Source organism: Brucella gallinifaecis, from assembly GCF_006476605.1.
In the GTDB taxonomy this organism is placed as follows: domain Bacteria; phylum Pseudomonadota; class Alphaproteobacteria; order Rhizobiales; family Rhizobiaceae; genus Brucella; species Brucella gallinifaecis.
The window spans coordinates 13,994-35,829 of sequence record NZ_ML636811.1 but is presented as its reverse complement, the minus strand read 5'-3'; the positions used below and the strand labels follow the sequence as shown (position 1 = coordinate 35,829).

Here is a 21,836-nt window from a genome sequence, read left to right as displayed (position 1 = left end):
CCATGTCAGTTTCTCGCGCAATTCTCATCACAGTCGTTTCTCTTATCCTGATCTGGCTGATCATCCCGATCCTGATTATTGTACCCATGTCTTTTTCAGGAACACGATTTCTAACCTTTCCGCCACCAAGCTGGTCGTTTCGCTGGTATGAAGCCTATCTTGCAAGCAGCGCATGGATGCAAGCAACCAAGGTTAGTCTGATAGTTGCAATAGCAAGCGCGATCCTTGCGACAATTATAGGAACCGCAGCAGCTTACGCGCTCAATCTGACTTCCTCCCGACTCGTCCGCAGTATGCAGGTAGTCTTGCTGCTTCCACTTGTTGTGCCAATCGTTATCACTGCGGTTGGCGTGTTCTTTGTCTTTGCGAAAGTCGGATTGCTGGCAACACTTTCAGGTCTCATCCTTGCCAACGTGATGCTCGGCCTTCCTTATGTCGTTACGTCAGTATTAGTCGGCTTGCGCAAATTCGATCCGACACAAGAAATGGTAGCTCGTAGCCTTGGCATGAACCGCTTTAGAGCCTTCTTTGCGGTCACGCTGCCACAAATCAAACCAAGCATTATCTCAGGCCTGCTGTTCGCATTCATTTCAGCTATCGATGAAACCGTCGTATCGCTGTTTATTTCCGGTGGGCAATATCAGACGCTTACAAAGCGCATGTTCACAGCGCTACGTGATGAGATTGATCCAACCATTGCATCGATCAGTTCTCTCCTGACCGCCGTATCCTTTATAGTCGTCATGCTCGCTGCCTTGAGTAGCGGCCGCCAGCGCAAGGAGCATGCGCTAGCATGATTGCCGATCACCTCATACTTGGCGGCGGTTCTGCGGGTTGCGTTCTGGCTGCTCGGCTTTCAGAAGACCCAAACCGGCGCGTGATACTTGTCGAGGCAGGCCGTGACATCAGTGCATCTGATATGCCCGATGCCATTCGCAGCCGTTATCCAGGACGCGCTTATCTCGACACAAACAACATCTGGGCGAAACTTAAGGCATTTATGGGTGCTTTTAGTCATAATGACGATAAGCGCGCCTCGCGCAGCTATGAACAAGCTAAAATTCTTGGTGGAGGCTCAGCAATTAATGCACTGATGGCTAATCGTGGTGCACCTGCGGACTACGACGAGTGGGAAAGGCTCGGTGCCCATGGGTGGGACTGGGAAAGTTGTCTTCCATACTTTCGTAAGATTGAATCAGATCGTGATTTTTCTGGCCCTCTACATGGCAAAGATGGGCCAATTTTAATCCGCCGCATTGATGATAAGCGCATATCGCCATTCGTTGATCGGGTGATGCGCACAATAGACAGAAATGGCTGGTCTATCGGTGAGGATCAAAATGGTGAATGGCGCGATGGAACCTATCGCGGGGCTATCGCCGTCAGCGATCAGGGTGAACGACTACCAACTTCTGTCGCGTATCTCACCGACGATGTCCGCAAACGGCCCAATCTGAAAATCATGAGCAGCTTTACAGCCGTAAAGATCATGTTTGACGGCAAAAAAGTTACCGGCGCGATTGTCAGAAGCACGGCACAAAACACCCCCGACATCACGCTCAATGCATATGAGGTCATTGTTTCGGCAGGTGCAATTCATTCACCTGCCCTGCTGATGCGTTCCGGAATCGGCCCCGGTCAACATCTGAAAAACCTTGAAATTCCTGTCGTCCATGCGCTTGCAGGCGTGGGACAAAACCTGATGGAACATCCTTCCATCGCGGTGGCTGCCTATTTGCCACCAGCAGCCCGTAACCGGGACGCATTTGAACACCATGAACAAGCAATCTGGCGCTATTCGTCGTACCTAGCTGGTGCGCCATCTGGTGATATGCATGCAGCGATTCTTGCTCGCTCTGGATGGCACTGCGTGGGTAATCGCATTGGCAGTCTGTTCTTCTGGGTCAACAAATCCTATTCTCGCGGCGCCATTTCACTATCATCTTCCAATGTAGACGTAGAACCAGATGTCGATTTTAGCATGTTGAGCGACGAGCGCGATCTTATCCGATTGAAAGATGCTGTACGAAAAGGTGCCGCAATCCTGTCTGATCCAAACATGCGTGATTTTGCTGGCACGGTTTTCCCCTCAAGCTACACGCCACGTGTGGCAAGTGTTGCCAAGCCCGGAGCATGGAACGCATTTCAACGCGGCACGCTTTCAGCCATGCTGGATGCGACAGGACCATTACGAACAGCACTCGTTCATGCTGCCATTACATCTGGTGTCAGCATCAGATCGCTCTTGGAAGATGATACGGAACTTACAAATTTTGTTCGCCAGCATGTCGGCGGCACATGGCACCCATCCGGCACATGCCGCATGGGTGCAACCGATGATCCATTTTCTGTCACAGACGCGCAAGGTAGAGTTCACGGCATTCAAAGGCTTCGCGTTTGCGATGCATCACTCATGCCTGCAATTCCTTGTGCTAACACCAATATGCCAACGATAATGATCGCGGAAAAGATATCAGATGAAATAAGAAAATGAGGCCATATTGGCGATTTTAAATCCCCTTCAGAATATAAGTTCTGGAATACACGTTTGAGTGACAGAATAGACAGCGTAAACCAGCTAAAAACTTCGGAGAAGCAATTTCTTCTTAAAAAAACAGATTATAATCCGAAAATATCATATGTAAAACTAAACAAATAAAAGCCGAATATAGAGATGCCTTGCACCTTCAGCCAAATGACGTAACGCCACAATCCAATACGAGTGGTTACGGTCTTTAGGCGACAGACGATAGCGTTATCCAACTGGGGTCTGGGAAACATTTCGACATCTAGCAGCAGCGCAAATTTACAAAAGAGTTCAAACGCGAAACCGTTCGGATTTTAACCCCGAACGAGGAAGCATTGCATCAGTTGCCAACAACCTAGAGCCGGGCATAATCGCCAAAGCGTCAGCCACCACCTGGCACAGTCTGATCAACCTTGTCCATTTTCGATCATTCCGGCTGAGCCCATTTCAACTCAAAAGAGCAACTGAACGACTGGACGCAGTTATATAATGAGTTCGATACCAGCGAGCATGATAACGGTATTGTAAGCCAGATACCATTGAACACACAGAAGAATGACGGACTTATTAAAATGGCGGGCTTTAAACATCTAAAATACTCAGCTGATAAAAAGCTTGCAAAATAACCCAGCTATATCCGGAAGAAAGCCGCCTGACCCGCCAGCGCATCGGCCGCCCGCTTAAAGATCACCGCGTCGGGGACTGAAAGGCGGTGCGCCGCCTGACGCAGGATGGCACAGGACCGTTCAGGCGCCGTTGCCAGGCGCTGCAACCGTCCGAGAGCAGTTTCCAATACTCGCCGCTCGCCACGGGTGATGTCAGACCGGGCCAAGAGTTCATGGCTGTGTATCACTGCATGACCAAGATCGAGAAGAGCGAGGCAACCGTCCAGCACCGGCAAGTCATTGCGCCCTGAGCGCTCGGCCATACGCACCAGCCGCAACATCCGGTGATAGAGCCGCGCCCGCCAGAGGCTTCGGCGGCCAAGTGCGCCGGGATCGGCAGCGAGATCCTGCACGTCATGCACCATCATGGTCATCAGCGTGGCAATACGGCGCTGCAATCCGGCAGGATAGATCATCCGATAGGCGAACATCGCAATGACGGGTGCGGCCACGATCGACAGGCCGATCAACACCGAACTGCCAAAACTGCCGACAAGCGGCCACGACGGCTGCAACATCAACAGAAGAACCATATTATAGTCGAGGCTCCTGGTCACCGTCCTGCGGTGTCCGGCCAGCAAGGCACCCAGCAGGATGAAGGGCATGGTCAAAGCAATCATTCCCGCCTCCGTCTCTGCCAGCGGCCAAACCAGCCAGCGGCAGGACAACGCACCTATCACACCAAGCCCCTGCCCCATGAACACTGAACGCATCATGGTCGCCGGGCTGTCAAAGGTCGAGAACATCGAAAGCATCAACGAGAGGCCGAGCAGTATATAAGCCCCCGCGCTCCAGCCGGTGACAAGCCAAAGCGCACCGGACATGCCGATCGTGGCCATAGCGCGCAGCATCGCTTCACGTGCGCCGATCCAGTCGCGATGCAGCACCACCGGCTCAGGAGCACCCGTTGGCGCGGCCTCTGCACGCTCCCAGTCGCCGAGCTGTGCAGCCAGCGGCCCCAGAACGCCAGCCAGGTCGGAACCGGGCACCGCCGCCCGCCCCCGCTCCATCGCTTCACGGGCGGCGGCGAGATCAGCGCTGTGCAGTGCGATGACGGCCTGCTCGAGTTGCTCCACACACGCTTCCGACTGGTCAGGCGCCGCACTGCGCAGTCGTATTAGAACCGGGATCATCGCGCCCAGAAGTCGCCGCGTCTGACGCGCCTCGCGGCGTGCGCGCAAGGATCCGGCCCCGTGCTGATCCAGTATCTCTTCGATCATCGACATATCCGCGAGCAGACGTTGTGCAGCATGGTGTTCAGCTCCATCGCCCCTGCAATGATCAACCAAAGCCTGCATCAGATCCGCCAGGACCTCGCGCACACGCACCTGCAGCATTGTGCCCGCCGAAGCAGGTGCGAACAGCAGGCCGACAAGCAGAGCAACAACCACACCGGTCAGCACGGTCGCCATCCGGTCGGCGCCCAGATGCAGCACCCTTTCCGGATGGCCCGTGTCGATTAGCGCCACCATAGCGGCGGTGATCCCGGCCATAATCGTGCCATAGGAAACGAAACCGCGCTGAAGATTGCCGATCCCCGCGCATAGGCCCACCCAAAGAGCGAGCCCTGCAACCAGCAGCCCCGGGTGGATGTTTGAGGCCAGCACCAGCAGGATGCCCACAATCGTGCCGCTGATCGTTCCCGCGAATCGGAAGAAGCTTTTTTCAAGCAACTGTCCCCGTGTCGGCTGCGAGGCGGCCCAGACCGTCATACCCGCCCATTGCGGATGTTCAAGCCCAAGAAGCCAGGCGATCATGAAAGCCAGACATGCAGCCAGCGCAGTCCGCCCGGCATAGGCCAGACGCGGTAGATCAAACCCATAACGTGCGAGCCTGGAAATGCTCATTTCGATGCCCCGGGCCGAAGGGTCTCGATTCGCTGTGCGATCCTGTCAAGGACGCGCAACAGGTCGGCAATTTCGTCATCCGAACTGTCCGAGAGCAACTCGGCTTCGGCGGCAAGCAACAGCCGACGGATGCGTGTCACTTCGGCTTTTCCCGCCGGGGTCAGATGCAGGCGTCTTGCACGACGGTCATTGGAATCGACCCGACGTTCGACCAGACCGCGCGCACAAAGAATGTCGAGCAGTCGCACGAGGCTTGAAGTATCCAGCCCGATGCGGGCGGCCAGCTCGGTCTGGGTGATGCCGTCTTCAACCCCGTCCAGATGGACCAGCGGCGTCCACGTTGCATCGGAGAGACCGGATTTTGCCAGACGATCATCGACAAAGCGTCGCCAGCGGCGGGCCAGAACAACGAAGCGGAACCCGAATTCATCACGGGGGTACATGGCAGGGCGGGAGAAGGGATCATCTGTTGACATGTGTGCTACATAGCCAAAATATAATTTGAATACAAATGATTGTTATCAAAATAATTATCGGCAATTAGAGTGCGTTGCACGCTATCGGGACATGGGCCTGCGCAAGAAGACAAGCCGGCGCAGCTTGTTCAGGTGAAACGGCGTCCGCACCAAAAGTGGAATATTCAACTACAAATCAGAAAGCACATTCAGTTTTCTTAAGCCAAAAAAGCAATAACCCGCCGCAGTTGCGGAGGGTTATTAAGTCTTGCGATCATTCGCATAGACCTTATTCGGGCAAAGTGAAGGCCATCAGATAGTCGCCAGCTGCCGAATGCGCTGCACCCCCAACCGAGAGCACGACATATTCCTTGCCGTTCTCGGGCGAGATGAAGACCATCGGCGTAGCACTCGCACCGACCGGCAGCGGAACCTTCACGAGTTCCTCGCCGGTCGCGGCATCATAGGCACGCAGATAGAAATCCTGCGTCCCGGCGAAGAACACGATCCCTCCGGCTGTGACCGAGGTACCGGCATAGGTCGGCATTCCAAGCGTCAATGGCAGGCCTAGCTTGATATTCAGCGGGCCAAGCTGTTCGGCTGTGCCTCCGGGCATTTGCCAGGCGATGGAACGAGTATCGAGGTCGATTGCCGTGACCGTGCCGAGAGGCGGTTGCTGGCAGGGCACACCAAGCGGCGAATACCAGTTGCCGTTTTCAATGGCATAGGGCGTGCCGTCCATCGGAGCGAGTCCGTGACCATCTGCCGAAGGGGTACGGGTTTCCAGTGCCTTGTCGTATTCAGGCCTTGTCATCATCCGTTTCACATCGCCCAGTCGGATATCATTGACGAACAACCGGCGATTGAGCGGATCGTAAGACGCACTGCCCCAGTTCTGGCCACCCAGAACCCCTGGACTGCTGAGGGTCCAGTCAAGGCCGGGTAAGGTGAAGTCGCCGTCATAACGCATCTGCTTATAGCTGATGCGGCACAATAGCTGATCGAACATCGTCATGCCCCAGGAAGAAGCCTCGGTAAAGCGCTCCGAATTGATCACCGGCATATCGACACTGTAGGGCTGCGTCGGCGATACGCGGTTCTCTGGAACGGTACCCGTCGTCGGCACCGGCAGCTCTTCTACCTTGCTGATGGGCGTCCCGTCGCGCCGGTCCAGCGCAAATATCTGCCCACGCTTGGTAAAGATCAGAACAGCGGGAACCATCTCGCCCGCATCGTTTTTCATATCAAGCAATGCAGGCTGTGACGGTATGTCATAATCCCACAAATCATCATGCACGGTCTGGAAAGACCATTTCGGTTTGCCGGTGTTTACGTCGAGCGCCACCAGCGCCGCGTTGTACTCAAGCGAGTGTTCAGGGCGCTTGGCATTGTAATAATCAGTGCCGGCATTACCCATCGGGGCATAGACCACGCCAAGCGCCGGATCGAAGGCCGCATGGGTCCACATGTTCGGCGTACCGGCGGTGTATTCTCCATCATTCAGCGGGTCGCGCGCCACATCAGGGTTGCCGGGATCCCAGGTCCAGACCAGGGTACCGGTCAGCGCATCGAATGCACGGATCGCACCGGAAGGCTCGCTGAGGTTTTGGTTATCCGAAACCCAACCGCCGACGATGATCTTGTCTCCGGCGACCAGCGGGGCCGAGTTCTGGTAGTAATATCCCGGACCCATCACGCCCATATTCGCACGAAGATCAACTTCTCCATTGGTGCCGAACTGCGGGCAAAGCGCACCGGTCTCGGCATCCAACTCATAGAGGCGGCCATCAACGGTATTGCCGACAATCCGCTTCGCGCATATTTCGCCTGATACAGCGGCGGTGTTTTCATAATAACCAAGTCCCCGGCAACGCGCCCAGGTGTAGGATTTGGCCTTAGCCTCATAGAGCCATTTTCGCTCACCCGTGGTGGCATTGATCGCGTGAACGGCATTCTCTGGCGTGCAGGCGTAGAGCGTATTGCCAATCTGGAGCGGAGTGTTCTGATCGACCGAGTTCGCATTCGAGAAGTCGCGGCCAGTCCGGTAGGTCCAGGCGACCTTCAGATCCTTGACGTTGTCACGGTTGATCTGGGTAAAGGGCGAAAAGCGGATACCCATCGTGTCGCGGCTATAGGCCGTCCAGTCGATCGGCTTGTTGTCGGACTGGGCGATCTTGTAATCATCGCCGTTGGTAGCGGCGACATAGGGAACGTTGATGAAGGCACGAGCAAAAACCGCGGCAAAGCAGACAGCGCCGAGGGCTGCAGCGCCCAAACAGGCCTTTCCTGCCTTGTCCCTGAAAGAGGCGAACAGAAGAGCGGCCACAATAGCAAAGCCAAGCGGCACCATCAGGCGCGCCAGCCAGCCCCAATAAGCACCGATCCCATGGACTTCCCATGCCGACCACAGAACCGTGATCAGTAATACCGCGCTGATCAGCCAGACCGAGCGACGATCCTGCTTCCACATCAGCCAGACTGCGACAACATAGATGATGCCGACCAGCAGGTAATAAGGAGACCCACCAAGGAACAGCAGCCTGCCCCCCAAAACAACCAGATAGATCCCTGCAACAGCAAGGATTATCGAGAATGCGCGTCGCAAATTCTCCATCACGCTCCTCCTTTCTTTCAAAGCTGAGTTACGCCGGATGGAGGGAACACAAAACCGCTCCTGCCGTCCGGTATGTGTCTGAACGCATAGCGCCGACAGCCGACTTTCTGTAGAGAATGATATGCAGAAGTACGTTCAGGGCCGGAAGACGATAGTCGAAGCCGGAAGAAAAGATTGATATGCGGCAACATGAAGTATCGGACAGGCTGTCATATCTTCGGTTGCGGCAAATCCACCGTGTGAGTGTGGACGGTCCTACACCAAGGTCTTCAGCAACTTCACGTCGCGTCCGACCGCTCGTCTCGGCCAGACGGACAGCCTTACGTTCAAATTCCTCCTAAAGGCAATCGCTTCGTCATAAAGGTTTCCTTTCATCTTATGAAAACCTCTCCGCTTGTCCGAAGCAAATCCAGCCAATGGACGGGCGCGAGAAGTCATCCAGCCACTGCGCCAAGCATCAAGAGAAGAAAATTCGTCGCCTACTATAAAGCGGTATGAGCCTTCATTTGGTCCACGCCACAATTGCAGCCATTTTCATGACCTTTAATGAAAAAAGGAAGATCAATGAAACTCGATCAAAAAACATTTTACTGTTATGATTGCCATATCCATTGAAATTATCATTTTGTCGATGATCATAAAAGCCGCTTTGCCCCTTAACGCGATATATTTGCGCTTAAAAATCCCTGACGCGGCTTATCTCGACGATGGAATCGGATGGAGGGACATGGTCCGCAAAGACCGATTAGCAAATGATGACCGCGCGCCATTCAAGGTTTTTGCGGAGCCCGCGGATAATTACGTCCATAGATATGGCCGCTCTTAAACCCCTGATTTTTTCGACATAACCACTCTAATGAAGAGAATTCGTAATGGATCATTTGTTTTTTAGTGAATAATCAATATCCATTGCCTGATCGCGATCCAGCTTGATACGGATAATGGAAGGGTGCTTCATAAGTATTTTTCCGGCTCCCATATCCCCGCGCAGATTTTGCAGCTTTCCGAATAGCTGCCGTGGTATTAATGCTGGAGGCAGTGAATACACTTGGTCATATGAAATGACTGGATGAACACCAGCTTTTGTGATGATTTTTTTTAAATGTTTGTGTGTGATGTTTGGCATATCGCCTAGTACCAGTAAGGCGTGGCTCGCTCCACGTTTTTTAACATACTGAAGTCCGGCTTTTAATGTCTGGCTTTGAGTGGACGTGCTTTTAGGGAACAGGGAGCGTAAACGAGTTTTCGTAAATAAGCCTGCTACTGAAGGGTTACGTGCTACCACAACTCCGAATGCAAATGGTACGCCCTGAAGCGATGCCGCAACATGTGATGCCAGCGGTTTACCGGAATAATGCGATAGTAGCTTATCACGTGCACCGAAGCGACGTGACTGGCCAGCAGCAAGAACTATGACAGCAATTTTTGCAGTTCCGCTCATTGTACTGATGTTGTTTCTTGATTTTTCGCGGTCATTTTTTCCACGTTTCCCAAAATATGTGCCAGCACTGAAACGCCAAGTGTTTGCGCATCGCGGGTGGATGGAATTAGCCCCAGAGGAAAGGTAAGCCGCTCAATATCATTTTCAGAACAGCTGTGTGCACGCAAAGTCTCGCAGCGTGATGTATGTGCACGCAGGCTACCCTGTGCTCCTATAAAAAAAGCCGGGCTGCCTAATGCCGTTTTCAAAATTTCAGGCTCACGATCATGATCATGATCATGAAAGAACGTCACAATTGCACTACGGTCATCAATTAAAACATTAGAAGGCCAGTTATTGGTGACAAGTGGCGTGGCCCACGAAAATCGTGTTAGCACATCCGGGTCAGGAGAAAAAAGTTCCACCTTGCAACCTGCTGCCATCGCCAGTTCTGCAAAGCAGATCGTTTCCATCCCTGTTCCAAAAACCAGAACTCTGATCTGAGGCAGGATAGTCAGGTGCAGTCCCATTCCCGTTGGATAAGGAGCCAGCAATCCATCTTCCTGTAGGGTCAGCATCGCGGGTCTGCGTGCCTTTAGATTGGTTGCAATGGAGTTAAGCAGTATTTTATCCGGAAATGGAAATATCTGAATGTCAAGTGCACCGCCGCAAGGCAACGGAACATCCCAATAAGGTGAGCCTTTACCGTAGCGTACGCGCATGGTTTGGCCAGTTTCCATGGCTTTACGAGCATTTAGCGCGACATTCTTATCGATGCATCCCGAGGACAGATTACCCCAACTCCGGCCTGCTGCATCAATGACCATAGCGGCACCACAGCGACGATAGGACGGGCCTTCAACCGCAACAATAATGGCTAGAGCACATGTTTCTGTTGATATGGCCGGCATGAAAGGAAAATCATTCTCATTGATTGTCGCAGTACATACCGGGTATTGCGTTTGTGCCGGGTCAATTGTCTCAGATCGTTTCATGAACTGTACCGTTGATTTGAGTCATGCGCATCATCATTCCTGTTCCAGAGCCTGCTTGATCTTATCGGGCGTCACAGGAAGACGATAAAAGCGTTTACCGATTGCATGCGTAATGGCATTGCCAGTCGCTGCAACAATCGGAATCATCACTACTTCAGCCAAGCCTTTGGGCGGAGAAGTCTGCGACAAAGGGTCGAGATATTCAGCAGTTTGAGTCCAGACTGCGACGTCCTTGCTGCGTGGGAGTGTATAACGGTTGAAATTCCAGGTGCCATTTCCCGGTCCGTCTTCATAAAGCGGTAGCTCTTCCATCAGGGCATGGCCAATTCCCATGGCCAGACCGCCCTGTTGCTGCCCGGAAACCAGTTCGGGAACAATAATATTCCCCGGGTCAAGAATACTGTGGTGCTTCATGATTTCAACTTCGCCGGTGAATGTATTTACATTGAGTTCGACGATACAGGCCGCTGGCGTATAGGTTGTGACACCGGCATTGTTGCGTTGAACGGGTGGGAAATTCACGCTCTCACGTTTGATGAAATCATATCCAGCCGTTGTCATGCGGTTTTTCAGTTCCGCCGGGGCGCCATCACCATAACGAAGGGCTAAAAGATCAATGGGCAGTTCGCGCAGACCAATACCGGGTATATCGAATTTAGCTGTTGCCCATTCCCAGCGACTGAAACAATGGATGGAAACTCCCGTGACTAACCCCATTTTATGGGCTTTGCGTGCGAGGCGCTCAAAGGAAAGCGTTTCCATTCCGCCTCCACCAATACCACCTGCCACAACACGCAGATCGCTCAATGTGACAACACCGCTGGCAATTTGCCCACCGGATGCGCCTTCACTCCAGATCGCTTTCGCAGCGGGCCAAAGGGTATTTTCAAAAAGAAAACGTGCGGCTTGTTGTGTTCCGAAGCCGAGAAAATAAGCGCTGTTGGATGCACTCATTGGCGGGAGTGTGTTGGGCACCCAATATGGGTCTTTTTGTAGCTCGTCCTGCTGTTCTTGCGTGGTGGTGTAAGGAGACCAGTTGCTGACCATTGGTAATTCAGGGAAATCAGTCACTCCGAATTCAACGACATCCGGCACTTTTCCCAACAGGTTTCGTACCATTACCTGCTGTGCAGTTGTCGCTCCGGTACCGATTTCCTGCACGCAATGGCGCATGGTCAGTTTGCCATTTGCGTCAAATTCAAGCGCGAGTGCAGAGGTATCAGCCCCGGATCCATAATCTTTTTGAACCTGTGCAACGCCAACACCATAGGCACGCCCTGGATTGACTTTATCATAGTCGGATTTTGCTTTTTCACGGTTGAGCCATATTGGATTTTTCGCCACCCGTTCGAGCATTTCGACATTGCGCAAATCGCCTAAAGGTTGCGCACCTTGCGTATTTTCATCACCGGCACGCATGGCATTGCGAAGACGAAGTTCAATCGGATCAATACCTAGCTCGGTTGCGATTTCATCGACCATCAGTTCTGTAATACTCATCACCTGAATGGTGCCATAGCCACGCATTGAACCCGCTTCCACGGCGGATGTTGCAAGGGCGATGGATGTCAGATCCGACTTCGGGAAATAGTAGATTGACTGTGCAGCCGTTGCCGCAACCTGCGCCACCGAGAATGAGAAATTGGCTCGTCCGCCGCCATTACAATTATAAAAACCTTTCATGATCTCGAATTTGCCGGTTTTGCGATCGGCAACGATACAGACATCCATCTCAATGGAGTGCCGCTTCAATCCAAGCTGGAACTGTTCATAGCGGTCATTTGCCAGACGCACTGGCAATCCGCCCCCATAAAAACAGGCCGCAATCGCATAAAATGGATAGATCGAGTGATCTTTTGATCCATAACCAACGGTTGTTCCGGTCAAGAGTTTGATCGTTTCAACGGGGAAACGTTTATTGTCCTTGACCATAACTGCTGCAACACGTGCAACTTCGTAAGGTGACTGAGCGGCAACAATCAGATGCAGCGTTTTTGACTTTTCATCATACCATGCATTGCCGTTATCCGGCTCCATGGCACTTGGATCGATGGATTGTGAAAAGCCCTGCCGCCTCAGAACAAACTTGCTGTTGTCCTTGCCTGCGTCTTCAATGGCTTTTTCGATCTCATCAGCTGCGTTCATACCGCGTCGCATCGGCTCATAAGTTTCGCGTGCGACCTCTAGTGGATCACGTACCCCGCCGCCGCCGCGGTGCTTGGTCAACACGGATGCCGGAACAAAAACACCAGTCGAGCTATCTGAGGGCCATGTGGGGGTATCGCCATCAAAGCCGCCAAATATAACGGCATCCTGTATCGGTGAGTAAACCGATGACGCGGATGGCATGTCGCCTCCGATACGCACATAGCGCGCCGCACCATAATTGGCTGGTGGTTTCAGTCCGGTTTCAGTTCCATATTTCACAACTTTGGTTTCAAAACGCAAAAGACGCTTCGCGGCTTCAAAGCGGTCAAAATCATGATAGACGAGCAATGCGACCGGTTGGCCCAGCAAGGGTGCTGTCTGTCCTTTCGGCAATAGAATGTTTTTACCGTAAAACTCGTCAGCCAGTCCTTCGGGCTGAGGTGCGGATATGCCGTCTGCTGCAAAATCTTCATGCAGAACCAGACGGTCCGGCTGAAGATCAGGGCCTAAAATGCCAAGATCAACGCCCTCAAATGACCGTTTTGCATCGGTCGCCTTGATAAAAAACGCATGTGCCTGTTCTTTTGGCCAACCTTCGAGATCACGTGCACGATAATCTCGGGAAAAAGTCTTTTCGCCGGTGACTTTACGAATGGCATCCCATCTGAAACGAGCATGACCATCGGCACCCATCCAGTCTGATGAGCTTGGCCCTGAGTGAACTTCCAATGCTCGAGCTGAAGGCAGCTTTCCAAGCATGACAGTAATACCGGCAATTGTTCCCAGCTTCATGAAATTGCGACGTGAAATATTTGAACTCATCATTCCCCCCGGGGGTTGATCCAATTATGACTGAAATAAAAATACGCGCTCATTCATCATTCAAATTATGAAGCCGGACCAAGTTACCTTGGTCCGGCTTATTACTTTCAATCAACGGCGCTTTCCTGAGCGCTGACCTGCTCGGTTGTAATAGCTGTTGTCTGTCCGCCCCATTCCGCTCTGATCCAGCTGATGAGCGCTGCGATTTCAGGGTCCTCAATGACATGTGCAAATGGTGGCATCGCATACATGCGCTGGCCATTGGTAAATGTCTGTGTCGGAATACCGTTGAGCACAACCTTGATCAAGGTTTGCGGATTATCCATTGCAAGCGTGGCATTGCCCTTCATAGCAGGTGCTACATTCGGGATGCCTTCACCATTTACACCATGACACCCTGAACAGGCAGAAATATAGGCCAGACGGCCTGTATCCATGGTACTTCCTGGTTGCGGATTGTGTGCTTCAGGCATGGGTGCTGGCGGCGGTGCTGCCCGCGCAATATTGCCGTCTTCATCTGTCAACAGATAGGTTGCGACCGCTTTCACGTCTTCCGGTTCCATGACGCTGGTTGAGAAATGCGTCACCGTATTCATACCAGCAAAGGATGTACCTTGAGGTGCAATGCCTGTTGAAAGGTACTGGCTCAATGTTTCCACATCAAAACCGTGCTTGGTGAGGGCTGCCGGAGTAATATTAGGAATGGCCATTCCATCCACTTCGCCACCTTGTAGCGAGCGGAAAAAATCAACACCCATCATAATATTGCGCGGTGAATGACATGCGCCGCAGTGAGCAAGACCTTCAACGAGATAGGCGCCACGGTTCCATTCGGCGGAGCGCAACTCATTATGCGGAACCTCTCTGTTGGGGAAATTCAGCATTGTCCAGAAATTCATGAATGGTCGCACTGGCAGCATGAACACTCCAGTATTATTCTTGTTGGCAACCGGAATAGGGGGGATGCTCATCATATAGGCATAAAGAGCGTCCAGATCATCGGGCGTGGTGATATGTGTGTAGACATAGGGCATGGCCGGATAAAGATTGCCTTTGCCAGCAGCAATCCCATCCCGCAGTGCACGATGAAAATCAGCACGCGAATAATTGCCGATACCGTATTGCTTATCCGGTGTAATATTCGTCGAGTATACCGTACCAAAAGGGGTTGCAATCGGTACGCCACCGGCAGCCATAGGGCCTTCCGGCAGAGAATGGCAACCGAAACAATCCCCAGCCAGTGCAAGCTCGCGTCCACGCGGAATAAGGCTCTGCATTTGTTCAGGTGATAAAGCCTGCTGGGCTTGCGGTGCTACACTGTTTTCACGAAAAAGACCAAACAGGATGGGTAGCGCAATCAATGCTCCCAGCACGATGATGGCTAAGATCGAGTTTCGCAATCTATGGCTTTTCATCGCTGTTCCCCCTATCCGATGACGCAGCCGGGTGTGGCAAGTGCCACATCGCGAATAGCTTCGTAATAGCGCACATAGCCTGTGCAGCGGCAAATATGGACATCGAGTGCTTCTTCAATGGCAGTTTCAAGCTCTGCACGCTTGACGGGCTGACGCTTGAGCTGATCGATAAAAACCGTCGCTCCTGCAACAAATCCCGGTGTGCAATAGCCACACTGGAACGAGAAATTATCGATGAAAGCCTGCTGGATCGGTGTCAGTTGGATGACTTTACCATCGGCATCGGTTTCAGCCTGACCTTCGATTGTAATAATTGATTTTCCGTTGAAGAAATGGGCATCATAGATGCATGTCCGGCTTTCAGTTCGCGTGCCGTCTTTTTGCACTTCGACAATCGTGCAGGCATGACAGATACCCTGTCCGCAGCCAAAATGTGTGCCCGTTAGATTAAGATATTCATGAAGAAAATCAATCATCGGCATTCCAACCGGAACGTCGACTGGACCGATTGCCTTGCCATTTATGGTCAGGGAAAGTGGGCGTTTTTCGATGCTCATGATAAGGCCCTTTTTATTTTTTCCGGGGTGATCGGAAATTCATAGAAACGTTTTCCAGTAGCGTGTGTAATCGCATTACTGGTTGCCGGCAGGATCGGGATCATCCCCAGTTCCGCCATACCTTTTGGTGGTGATGTTTCTGAAAGTGGTGGCAGATAATCGGTTGTCTGATTCCAAACCGCGACATCTTTGGCGCGCGGCAGCGTATAACGGTTGAAGTTCCATGTGCCATTGCCAGGTCCATCTTCATAAAGTGGCATTTCTTCCATCAGCGCATGACCGATGCCCATTGCGGTGCCACCTTGTATCTGGCCGGAAACAAGCTGCGGTACGACCACCGTGCCCGGTGCCATAATCATGTGATGACGCATAATCTGAACATGCCCCGTGAATGTATTCACATTCAATTCGACAAGACATGCAGCCGGCGTAACGGTAGTGGGATCCGCGCCACCGCGTTTTGTCGGTGGATAATAAGCAATCTTACGTTTGATGAAATCATAGCCTGCCGTGGTCATGCGGCTTTTCAGCTCATCAGAAGCGCCATCCCCATATTTGACGGCAATCGCATCAAGCGGCAGATTTCGCTCGCCGACAGTTGGAATATCAAACTCCGCACGCGACCATTGCCAGCTGCTATAGGCATGAACGGCAACGCCAGTAATCAATCCCATTTCATGGGCTTTATTCGCAAGGCGTTCAAACGGGATCGGCGTCATGCCGCCACCGCCAATGCCATCAGACCCGACACGAATATCGGAGAGTTCGACATTCAGGCTTGCAATGGCTCCGCCACCAACACCCTCGCTCCATAATGCTTTGGCTGCTGGCCACAGGCTGTTTTCCAGCAAAAAACGGCCAGCCTGTCGCGTGCCGAAACCGATATAATAAACACCGCTCGACGAACTCATGTCCGGTATCAGCGCTGGCGTCCAATAAGGATCGGTTTTTGACAGCTCATCCTGCTTCTTCTGGTCGGCATAGCTTGTGTGAAGGGGCAGTTGCTCAAATTCCGTGACGCCGAAATCCACGACATCAGGCGCTTTGCCGAGTGCCTGCCAGATCATGACCTGTTGTGCTGTTGTGCCACCAGTGCCAATCTCCTGCACGCAATGGCGCATAGTCAGCTTGCCATTGGCATCAAATTCCAGAACCAAGGCTGTGGGAACACCACTTGAACCATAAACCTGTTGAACCTGTGAGAAACCAACACCGTAAAGTTTGCCGGGATTGGCCGCTTCAAATTCAGCTTTGGCTGTTTCACGGTTTTGCCAGATTGGGTGTTTTTCTGCGAGGTCGAGCATTTCAACATTGCGTGGATCGCCCGCAATAATACCGCCTTGCGTATTCGGATAGCCTTCCAGAATGGCGTTGCGGCGGCGTAGCTCAATAGGATCAATTTTCAACTCATTGGCCAGCTCATCGACAATCAGTTCGGTGATAGCCATGGATTGCAGCGAACCAAAACCACGCATCGAACCCGCTTCAACAGCAGGGGTTGCCATGGCGAGAGCTGTCAAATCAGACTTTGGAAAATAATAGATCGATTGCGCACCGCGTGCTGCCACATGCGAAACCGCAACGGACAGATTTTCTCGTCCGCCGCCGTTACAGTTATAAAATCCTTTGAGAATTTCAAATTTTCCAGTCTTGCGGTCAGCCGTAATCGATACATCCATTTCAACGGAATGGCGTTTCATACCCATCTGGAATTGTTCATAGCGATCATTAGCCATGCGCACGGCAAGGCCTTCGCCATAAAAACATGCTGCCATCGCGTAGAACGGAAAGACCGAATAGTCTTTTGATCCATAACCAACTGTCGACCCTGTTAGCAGAACGATATTTTCAACCGGAAACAGCTTGTTGTTTTTGGCAAGCATTGCCACTGCATTGACAATACCTGTCGGCGATTGTGTCGCCGTCATGACATGCATGGTTTTTGTCGATGCATCATACCAGGCATTGCAATTGTCTGGTTCTAGTGCACATGGATCGATGGATTGAGAAAAGCCGTGACGCTCAAGCACGATTTTGTCCGGGTTGTTGCGCGCGGCTTCAACCTCGTCAGAAATGCTCTTCGCATAGTCCATTGCTATGCCTTGGGTATCAGGCTTTTCTTCGGCCCGATGCAAGGCTTCAATAAAGCCACCGCCACGATCCTTGCGGATGATTGGCGGAAGAGCTATTGCCTTATCAGGCGCATAGGGGGGCCAGACAGGGGTATTGCCGTCAAATCCACCTTTAATGCCAGCATCCTGATAGGGCGAAAACACCGATGGATCATAGGGTGTTTCACCGCCGATACGCACATAACGCGCAGCGCCATAATTTGCAGGAGGCTTGGGGCCAGTTTCTTTGCCATAGATAACGACATTATCTTCAAAACGCAGACGGCGTTTTGCGGCATCAAACCGATCAAAATCCTTGTAAATCAGGATCGCAACAGGGTGTCCAAGAATGGGAGGAGTTTCACCTTTGGGCACAAGAATATTATAGCCGTAGAAACCTTTGCCCATATTGGTGTCTTGCGGAATGTTCAGCCCGTCGCGGCTCAAGTCTTCCTGTAACAACAATTTGTCAGGTTGGAGATCTGTACCCAATACCGACAAATCCACACCTTCAAAAGTCCGGTCTGCTCTTGTCGCCTTAATCATGAAAGCATTGCTTTGTTGCTTTGGCCAACCCGGAATATCGCGAGCACGATAATCTCGTGCGAAGTTCTTTTGTCCGCTTACTTTTCGAACGCCATCCCAGCGAAAGCGTGCTTTTCCGTCTTTGCTGATCCAATCGGTGGATGTTGGACCTGAATGTACTTCCAAAGCCTCTGCGGTCGGAACGCGTCCAAGCATTACCGTGATGCCTGCAAAGGTGCCAAGCTTGATAAAATTCCGACGTGAAATACCCGAAGCCATTGGCTGTTCTCCTCAAAGCAAAATTCAGCACCTTGAAAGGTGATCTGAAAGAATGCCTCATAAAAATAATGACCGGAGGCGGAGCCGCTGCCCGTATTGATGGAAAAATATCACATCAACTTCCTCACACAGCCCATACGAAGCGGTGCACCGTATGGTATTTTCAGAGTTTAAGACGCAGTCTCAATATTCGAGTTGTCTTTGTGGTGCTCTTGATTTCTGCGTATCTGCCTCATTGCTTTTTTGCAGGGCTGCCTCTTCCTGTTCTTCAAACAGGATACCGCCAAGTGCTGCAACAAGGATCATGAAGCCTGTTCCCAGAAGCCATGAAAGATACCAAGGGCCATAGTCACCCAGGATGATGGCAACAAGAATCGCAATTACAGCTATGATGATCGCAAGCACAAAACGCCAGAATATACTCATCCCGCTCTCCTTAAAATGCGTGGTGCGACGTTTCGACATGATCGGGGTCGACCTTGCCGCGCATCACCCAGAAAGCCCAGCTCGTATAGATGACGATCAGAGGCATGAAAACGATTGTAAAGCCAAGCATCCATAGTAGTGTCAGCTCACTTGAGCCGGAATTCCAGACTGTCAGACTATGTGATGGGTTGGTGCTTGATGGCATCATGAACGGGAACATGGCAACGCCAGCAGTGCCGATAACGCCAATCCAGGCAATGGCTCCCAGCCACCATCCAAGCAATGCTTTGCGTGCAGCAAGTGCCACAAGACCAAGCAAAATGCCGAAATAAGTCAGTGCCGGAATAATCCACAATGCGGAATATTCGTGGAAGTTGGATAAAAGGGCACCTGGTGTCCGCTCGACAACCTGATGCAGCGGGGTTTGTGGAACGCCGGGGTTTGGTCCCTGTACGATCTGATAACCGTCCATGCCCGACACCCAGAAGCCACCAATCGTGAACAGGATCAATGCCAATATGCCACCAAACAGCGACGCCTTGCGTGCGCGATCCGCCAGATTGCCGACCCCGCCGCTCATCAGTATCGCACCGCCCATATAGATTGATAACGAAACAGACAGTAGACCACAAAGGATTGCAAACGGATTGAACAGTTCAATGAAGCTGCCAGTGTAATAGGATGTCATGCGCCAATCGAAATTAAATGGCACCCCTTGAATGATATTGCCAAAAGCCGCGCCAAACACCAACATGGGCACAAAACCGGAAATGAACAATGTCCAGTCCCACGCATTTCTCCAGCGTGTAGAGGGCAGCTTGCTGCGATATTCAAAGCCCAGCGGCCTGACGATCATACTAAACAACAGGACCAGCATTACGATGTAAAAGCCGGAGAATGCTGTCGCATAGACCAAGGGCCATGCGGCAAAGATTGCACCGCCACCAAGAATAAACCAGACCTGATTACCATCCCAATGTGGCCCGATAATATTGAGCGCAACGCGCCGTTCTGTATCTGATCGACCAACATAGCGTAGCAATGTGCCCACGCCCATATCCATGCCGACCATTATGCCAAGTCCCATCAGCAGAACGCCAAGCAGCAACCACCAGATAAGCTGAAGTACGAGATAAATATCCATAACAGGATCTCCCGATTAATAAGCCGCAGCCGGAGCTGGCGCAGTTGCAGGATCTGTTTCCTCCAGTGCTTCTGGTCCCTTGCGGATGAAATGCAGCATGAGGAACAGCTCAACGATAGCGAAGATTGTGTAGAGCAGGATGAAGCCCGACAAGGATACAATCATATAAGTAACTGTATGGGTGGATGCAGAAAGCCATGTCGGCAGAACTTCATAGACCGTCCACGGTTGTCGTCCGACCTCAGCTACCAACCAACCCATTTCACACGCAATGAACGGCACGGGAATCATCCAGACGGAGGCTCGCAGGAACCACCGATAATGATGGACTGAATTGGACAGCGTCAGAATGAACGACAGGACGAAGTAACCCAGCATCAACAGGCCAAGCCCCACCATGGCGCGAAATGCCCAGAAGACGATCCAGACTTCAGGAATGGTGTCTTTGGCGGCCTTGTCGATCTCGGCATCTGTTATACGTGTCATGTCACCATCAGGTGCATAACGCTGAACAAGGAAGCCATAGCCCAGATCATCCTTGTGCAAATCAAACTTGGCCAGCGCTGCAGCATCTGTCGGGTTTGCACTGAGTACCTGCATGGCCTCAATGGCCGGAATTCCGTTTCGGATACGCGTTTTGGCACGTTCTTCCAATACATCGGCTGCCGGCACAGTCCCATCAAGAGAATGGGTTACGAGAATAGACAGCATGGCCGGTATTTTGATAGCGAACAGGTTTTGCTGCTCGCTTTGTGAAGGAAAAGCTATCGCATTGAAAGACATCGGTGCTTCTTCAGTTTTCCAAAGCGCTTCCATCGCCACAAGCTTGGTTGGCTGTGCATGGGCACCAACGAAGCCGAGCGCATCGCCGAGGGTAAGTACACCACCTGTTCCAAGAACGCCGAATAGAGCCGCAATACGGAATGAGCGCTTGGCAATATCCATATGACGGTTGCGAAGCATGTAGAATGCACTGATGCCGCAGACGAAAATTGCCGCCGTGACATAGCCCGCAAGCACTGTATGCACAAACTTTGCCTGAGCATCTGGATTGAAGAACATGTCGAAGAAACTGCTCAATTCCATGCGCATGGTGACAGGGTTGAAATCTGCACCTTTAGGGCTTTGCATGAAGCTGTTTGCAACAAGAATCCATAAAGCCGACAGGTTCGAACCAAGGGCCACCAGATAAGTGACAATCAGATGCTGCATTTTGGTGAGGCGATCCCAGCCGAAAACCATCAGCCCCAGGAATGTCGATTCCATGAAAAAGGCCATCAAACCTTCAATGGCTAGCGCTGTACCAAAAGCGTCACCTACAAAACTGGAATAAAATGACCAGTTCATACCGAACTGGAATTCCATGGTGAGGCCGGTTGCGACACCAAGTGCAAAGTTAATTAGCAGCAATTTTGCCCAAAACTGGGTCATGCGACGATAAACTTCGCGGCCCGTTGTTACATAAACGGTCTCCATAATGGCAACTAGAATGGTCAAACCCAAAGTTAAAGGGACAAAGAGAAAATGATATAGTGCCGTTGCGGCAAACTGAATTCGTGAAAGATCGACTACTAGATCATTAACCACGATTAATCCCCTATACTACGTATGATCTATCGCAAAGCCCCGTAAGCTCTATCTCTGACTAATTGAGGGTTCGAGAAATAGAGAATAATTTTTTAAGACCTATTTATGTATATGGAATATCTATTTCTAATCAAAATATAATTTTAGATGCTTCTAAAAGCCGCACCTTAAAAAGGTGTATTCTGTGTCTGTTACATAAACTATACTAAATAACTCATAATAACACTCGCTTCACTATCAATCGTCGAATGATTTAAGACTTTACGAACGTGATGGTTCAAGCAGGCTGCTAGCATTGT

At 51.6% G+C, this 21,836-nt stretch carries 14 protein-coding genes and 1 pseudogene; 2 read left to right on the top strand and 13 right to left on the bottom strand.

Translation table 11 applies throughout. The features are described 5' to 3' along the window. Positions 1-2 precede the first annotated feature (2 nt). Both FHY56_RS14730 and FHY56_RS14725 read left to right on the top strand, forming a co-directional pair. Entirely contained in the window at positions 3-797 is a 795-nt protein-coding gene (locus FHY56_RS14730; RefSeq protein WP_140905917.1) for an ABC transporter permease, read from the top strand. Beyond that, positions 794-2,494, top strand: coding sequence for a GMC family oxidoreductase (locus FHY56_RS14725; protein ID WP_140905916.1), 1,701 nt, complete (start codon positions 794-796; stop codon positions 2,492-2,494). Before FHY56_RS14730 ends, FHY56_RS14725 begins: the two co-directional genes overlap by 4 nt. A gap of 664 nt (positions 2,495-3,158) precedes the next feature. Here the strand turns inward: FHY56_RS14725 and FHY56_RS14720 are convergent. From FHY56_RS14720 to FHY56_RS14660, 13 genes and pseudogenes are all read right to left on the bottom strand, one after another. Further along, entirely contained in the window at positions 3,159-5,039 is a 1,881-nt protein-coding gene (locus tag FHY56_RS14720; RefSeq protein ID WP_140905915.1) for an FUSC family protein, read from the bottom strand. Beyond that, positions 5,036-5,482 (bottom strand): MarR family winged helix-turn-helix transcriptional regulator, encoded by a 447-nt coding sequence (locus tag FHY56_RS14715; protein WP_140905914.1) that lies wholly within the window; start codon positions 5,480-5,482, stop codon positions 5,036-5,038. Before FHY56_RS14715 ends, FHY56_RS14720 begins: the two co-directional genes overlap by 4 nt. A gap of 301 nt (positions 5,483-5,783) precedes the next feature. Then, positions 5,784-8,108 (bottom strand): membrane-bound PQQ-dependent dehydrogenase, glucose/quinate/shikimate family, encoded by a 2,325-nt coding sequence (locus FHY56_RS14710; protein ID WP_140905913.1) that lies wholly within the window; start codon positions 8,106-8,108, stop codon positions 5,784-5,786. Between the two features lie 229 nt (positions 8,109-8,337). Continuing rightward, positions 8,338-8,418: pseudogene (locus FHY56_RS14705) on the bottom strand (hypothetical protein); the annotation flags it as partial. A 567-nt stretch (positions 8,419-8,985) separates the two neighbouring features. Then, the gene (locus FHY56_RS14700) at positions 8,986-9,549 is read right to left on the bottom strand and encodes a nucleotidyltransferase family protein (protein WP_140905912.1); all 564 of its coding nucleotides are present in this window, start codon (positions 9,547-9,549) and stop codon (positions 8,986-8,988) included. Next, positions 9,546-10,439 carry an XdhC family protein gene (locus tag FHY56_RS14695; RefSeq protein ID WP_235889513.1) on the bottom strand — a complete coding sequence of 298 codons (894 nt, stop codon included), beginning with the start codon at positions 10,437-10,439 and terminating at the stop codon, positions 9,546-9,548. The genes FHY56_RS14700 and FHY56_RS14695 overlap by 4 nt, the downstream gene beginning before the upstream one ends. Positions 10,440-10,556: 117 nt before the next feature. After that, complete coding sequence (locus tag FHY56_RS14690; protein ID WP_140905910.1) at positions 10,557-13,493, bottom strand: xanthine dehydrogenase family protein molybdopterin-binding subunit; 2,937 nt, start codon at positions 13,491-13,493, stop codon at positions 10,557-10,559. Between the two features lie 107 nt (positions 13,494-13,600). Next, the gene (locus FHY56_RS14685) at positions 13,601-14,908 is read right to left on the bottom strand and encodes a c-type cytochrome (RefSeq protein WP_140905909.1); all 1,308 of its coding nucleotides are present in this window, start codon (positions 14,906-14,908) and stop codon (positions 13,601-13,603) included. An 11-nt stretch (positions 14,909-14,919) separates the two neighbouring features. Then, entirely contained in the window at positions 14,920-15,465 is a 546-nt protein-coding gene (locus FHY56_RS14680) for a (2Fe-2S)-binding protein (protein ID WP_140905908.1), read from the bottom strand. Beyond that, positions 15,462-18,380, bottom strand: a complete 2,919-nt coding sequence (locus tag FHY56_RS14675; protein ID WP_140905907.1) for a xanthine dehydrogenase family protein molybdopterin-binding subunit — start codon at positions 18,378-18,380, stop codon at positions 15,462-15,464. The genes FHY56_RS14680 and FHY56_RS14675 overlap by 4 nt, the downstream gene beginning before the upstream one ends. A gap of 183 nt (positions 18,381-18,563) precedes the next feature. Then, positions 18,564-18,806 (bottom strand): hypothetical protein, encoded by a 243-nt coding sequence (locus FHY56_RS14670; protein ID WP_140905906.1) that lies wholly within the window; start codon positions 18,804-18,806, stop codon positions 18,564-18,566. A gap of 10 nt (positions 18,807-18,816) precedes the next feature. Next, positions 18,817-19,950, bottom strand: a complete 1,134-nt coding sequence (gene cydB / locus FHY56_RS14665) for a cytochrome d ubiquinol oxidase subunit II (RefSeq protein WP_140905905.1) — start codon at positions 19,948-19,950, stop codon at positions 18,817-18,819. A 15-nt stretch (positions 19,951-19,965) separates the two neighbouring features. After that, a complete protein-coding gene (locus tag FHY56_RS14660; protein ID WP_140905904.1) occupies positions 19,966-21,537 on the bottom strand; it encodes a cytochrome ubiquinol oxidase subunit I in 1,572 nt (523 codons plus the stop codon). Positions 21,538-21,836 lie beyond the last annotated feature (299 nt).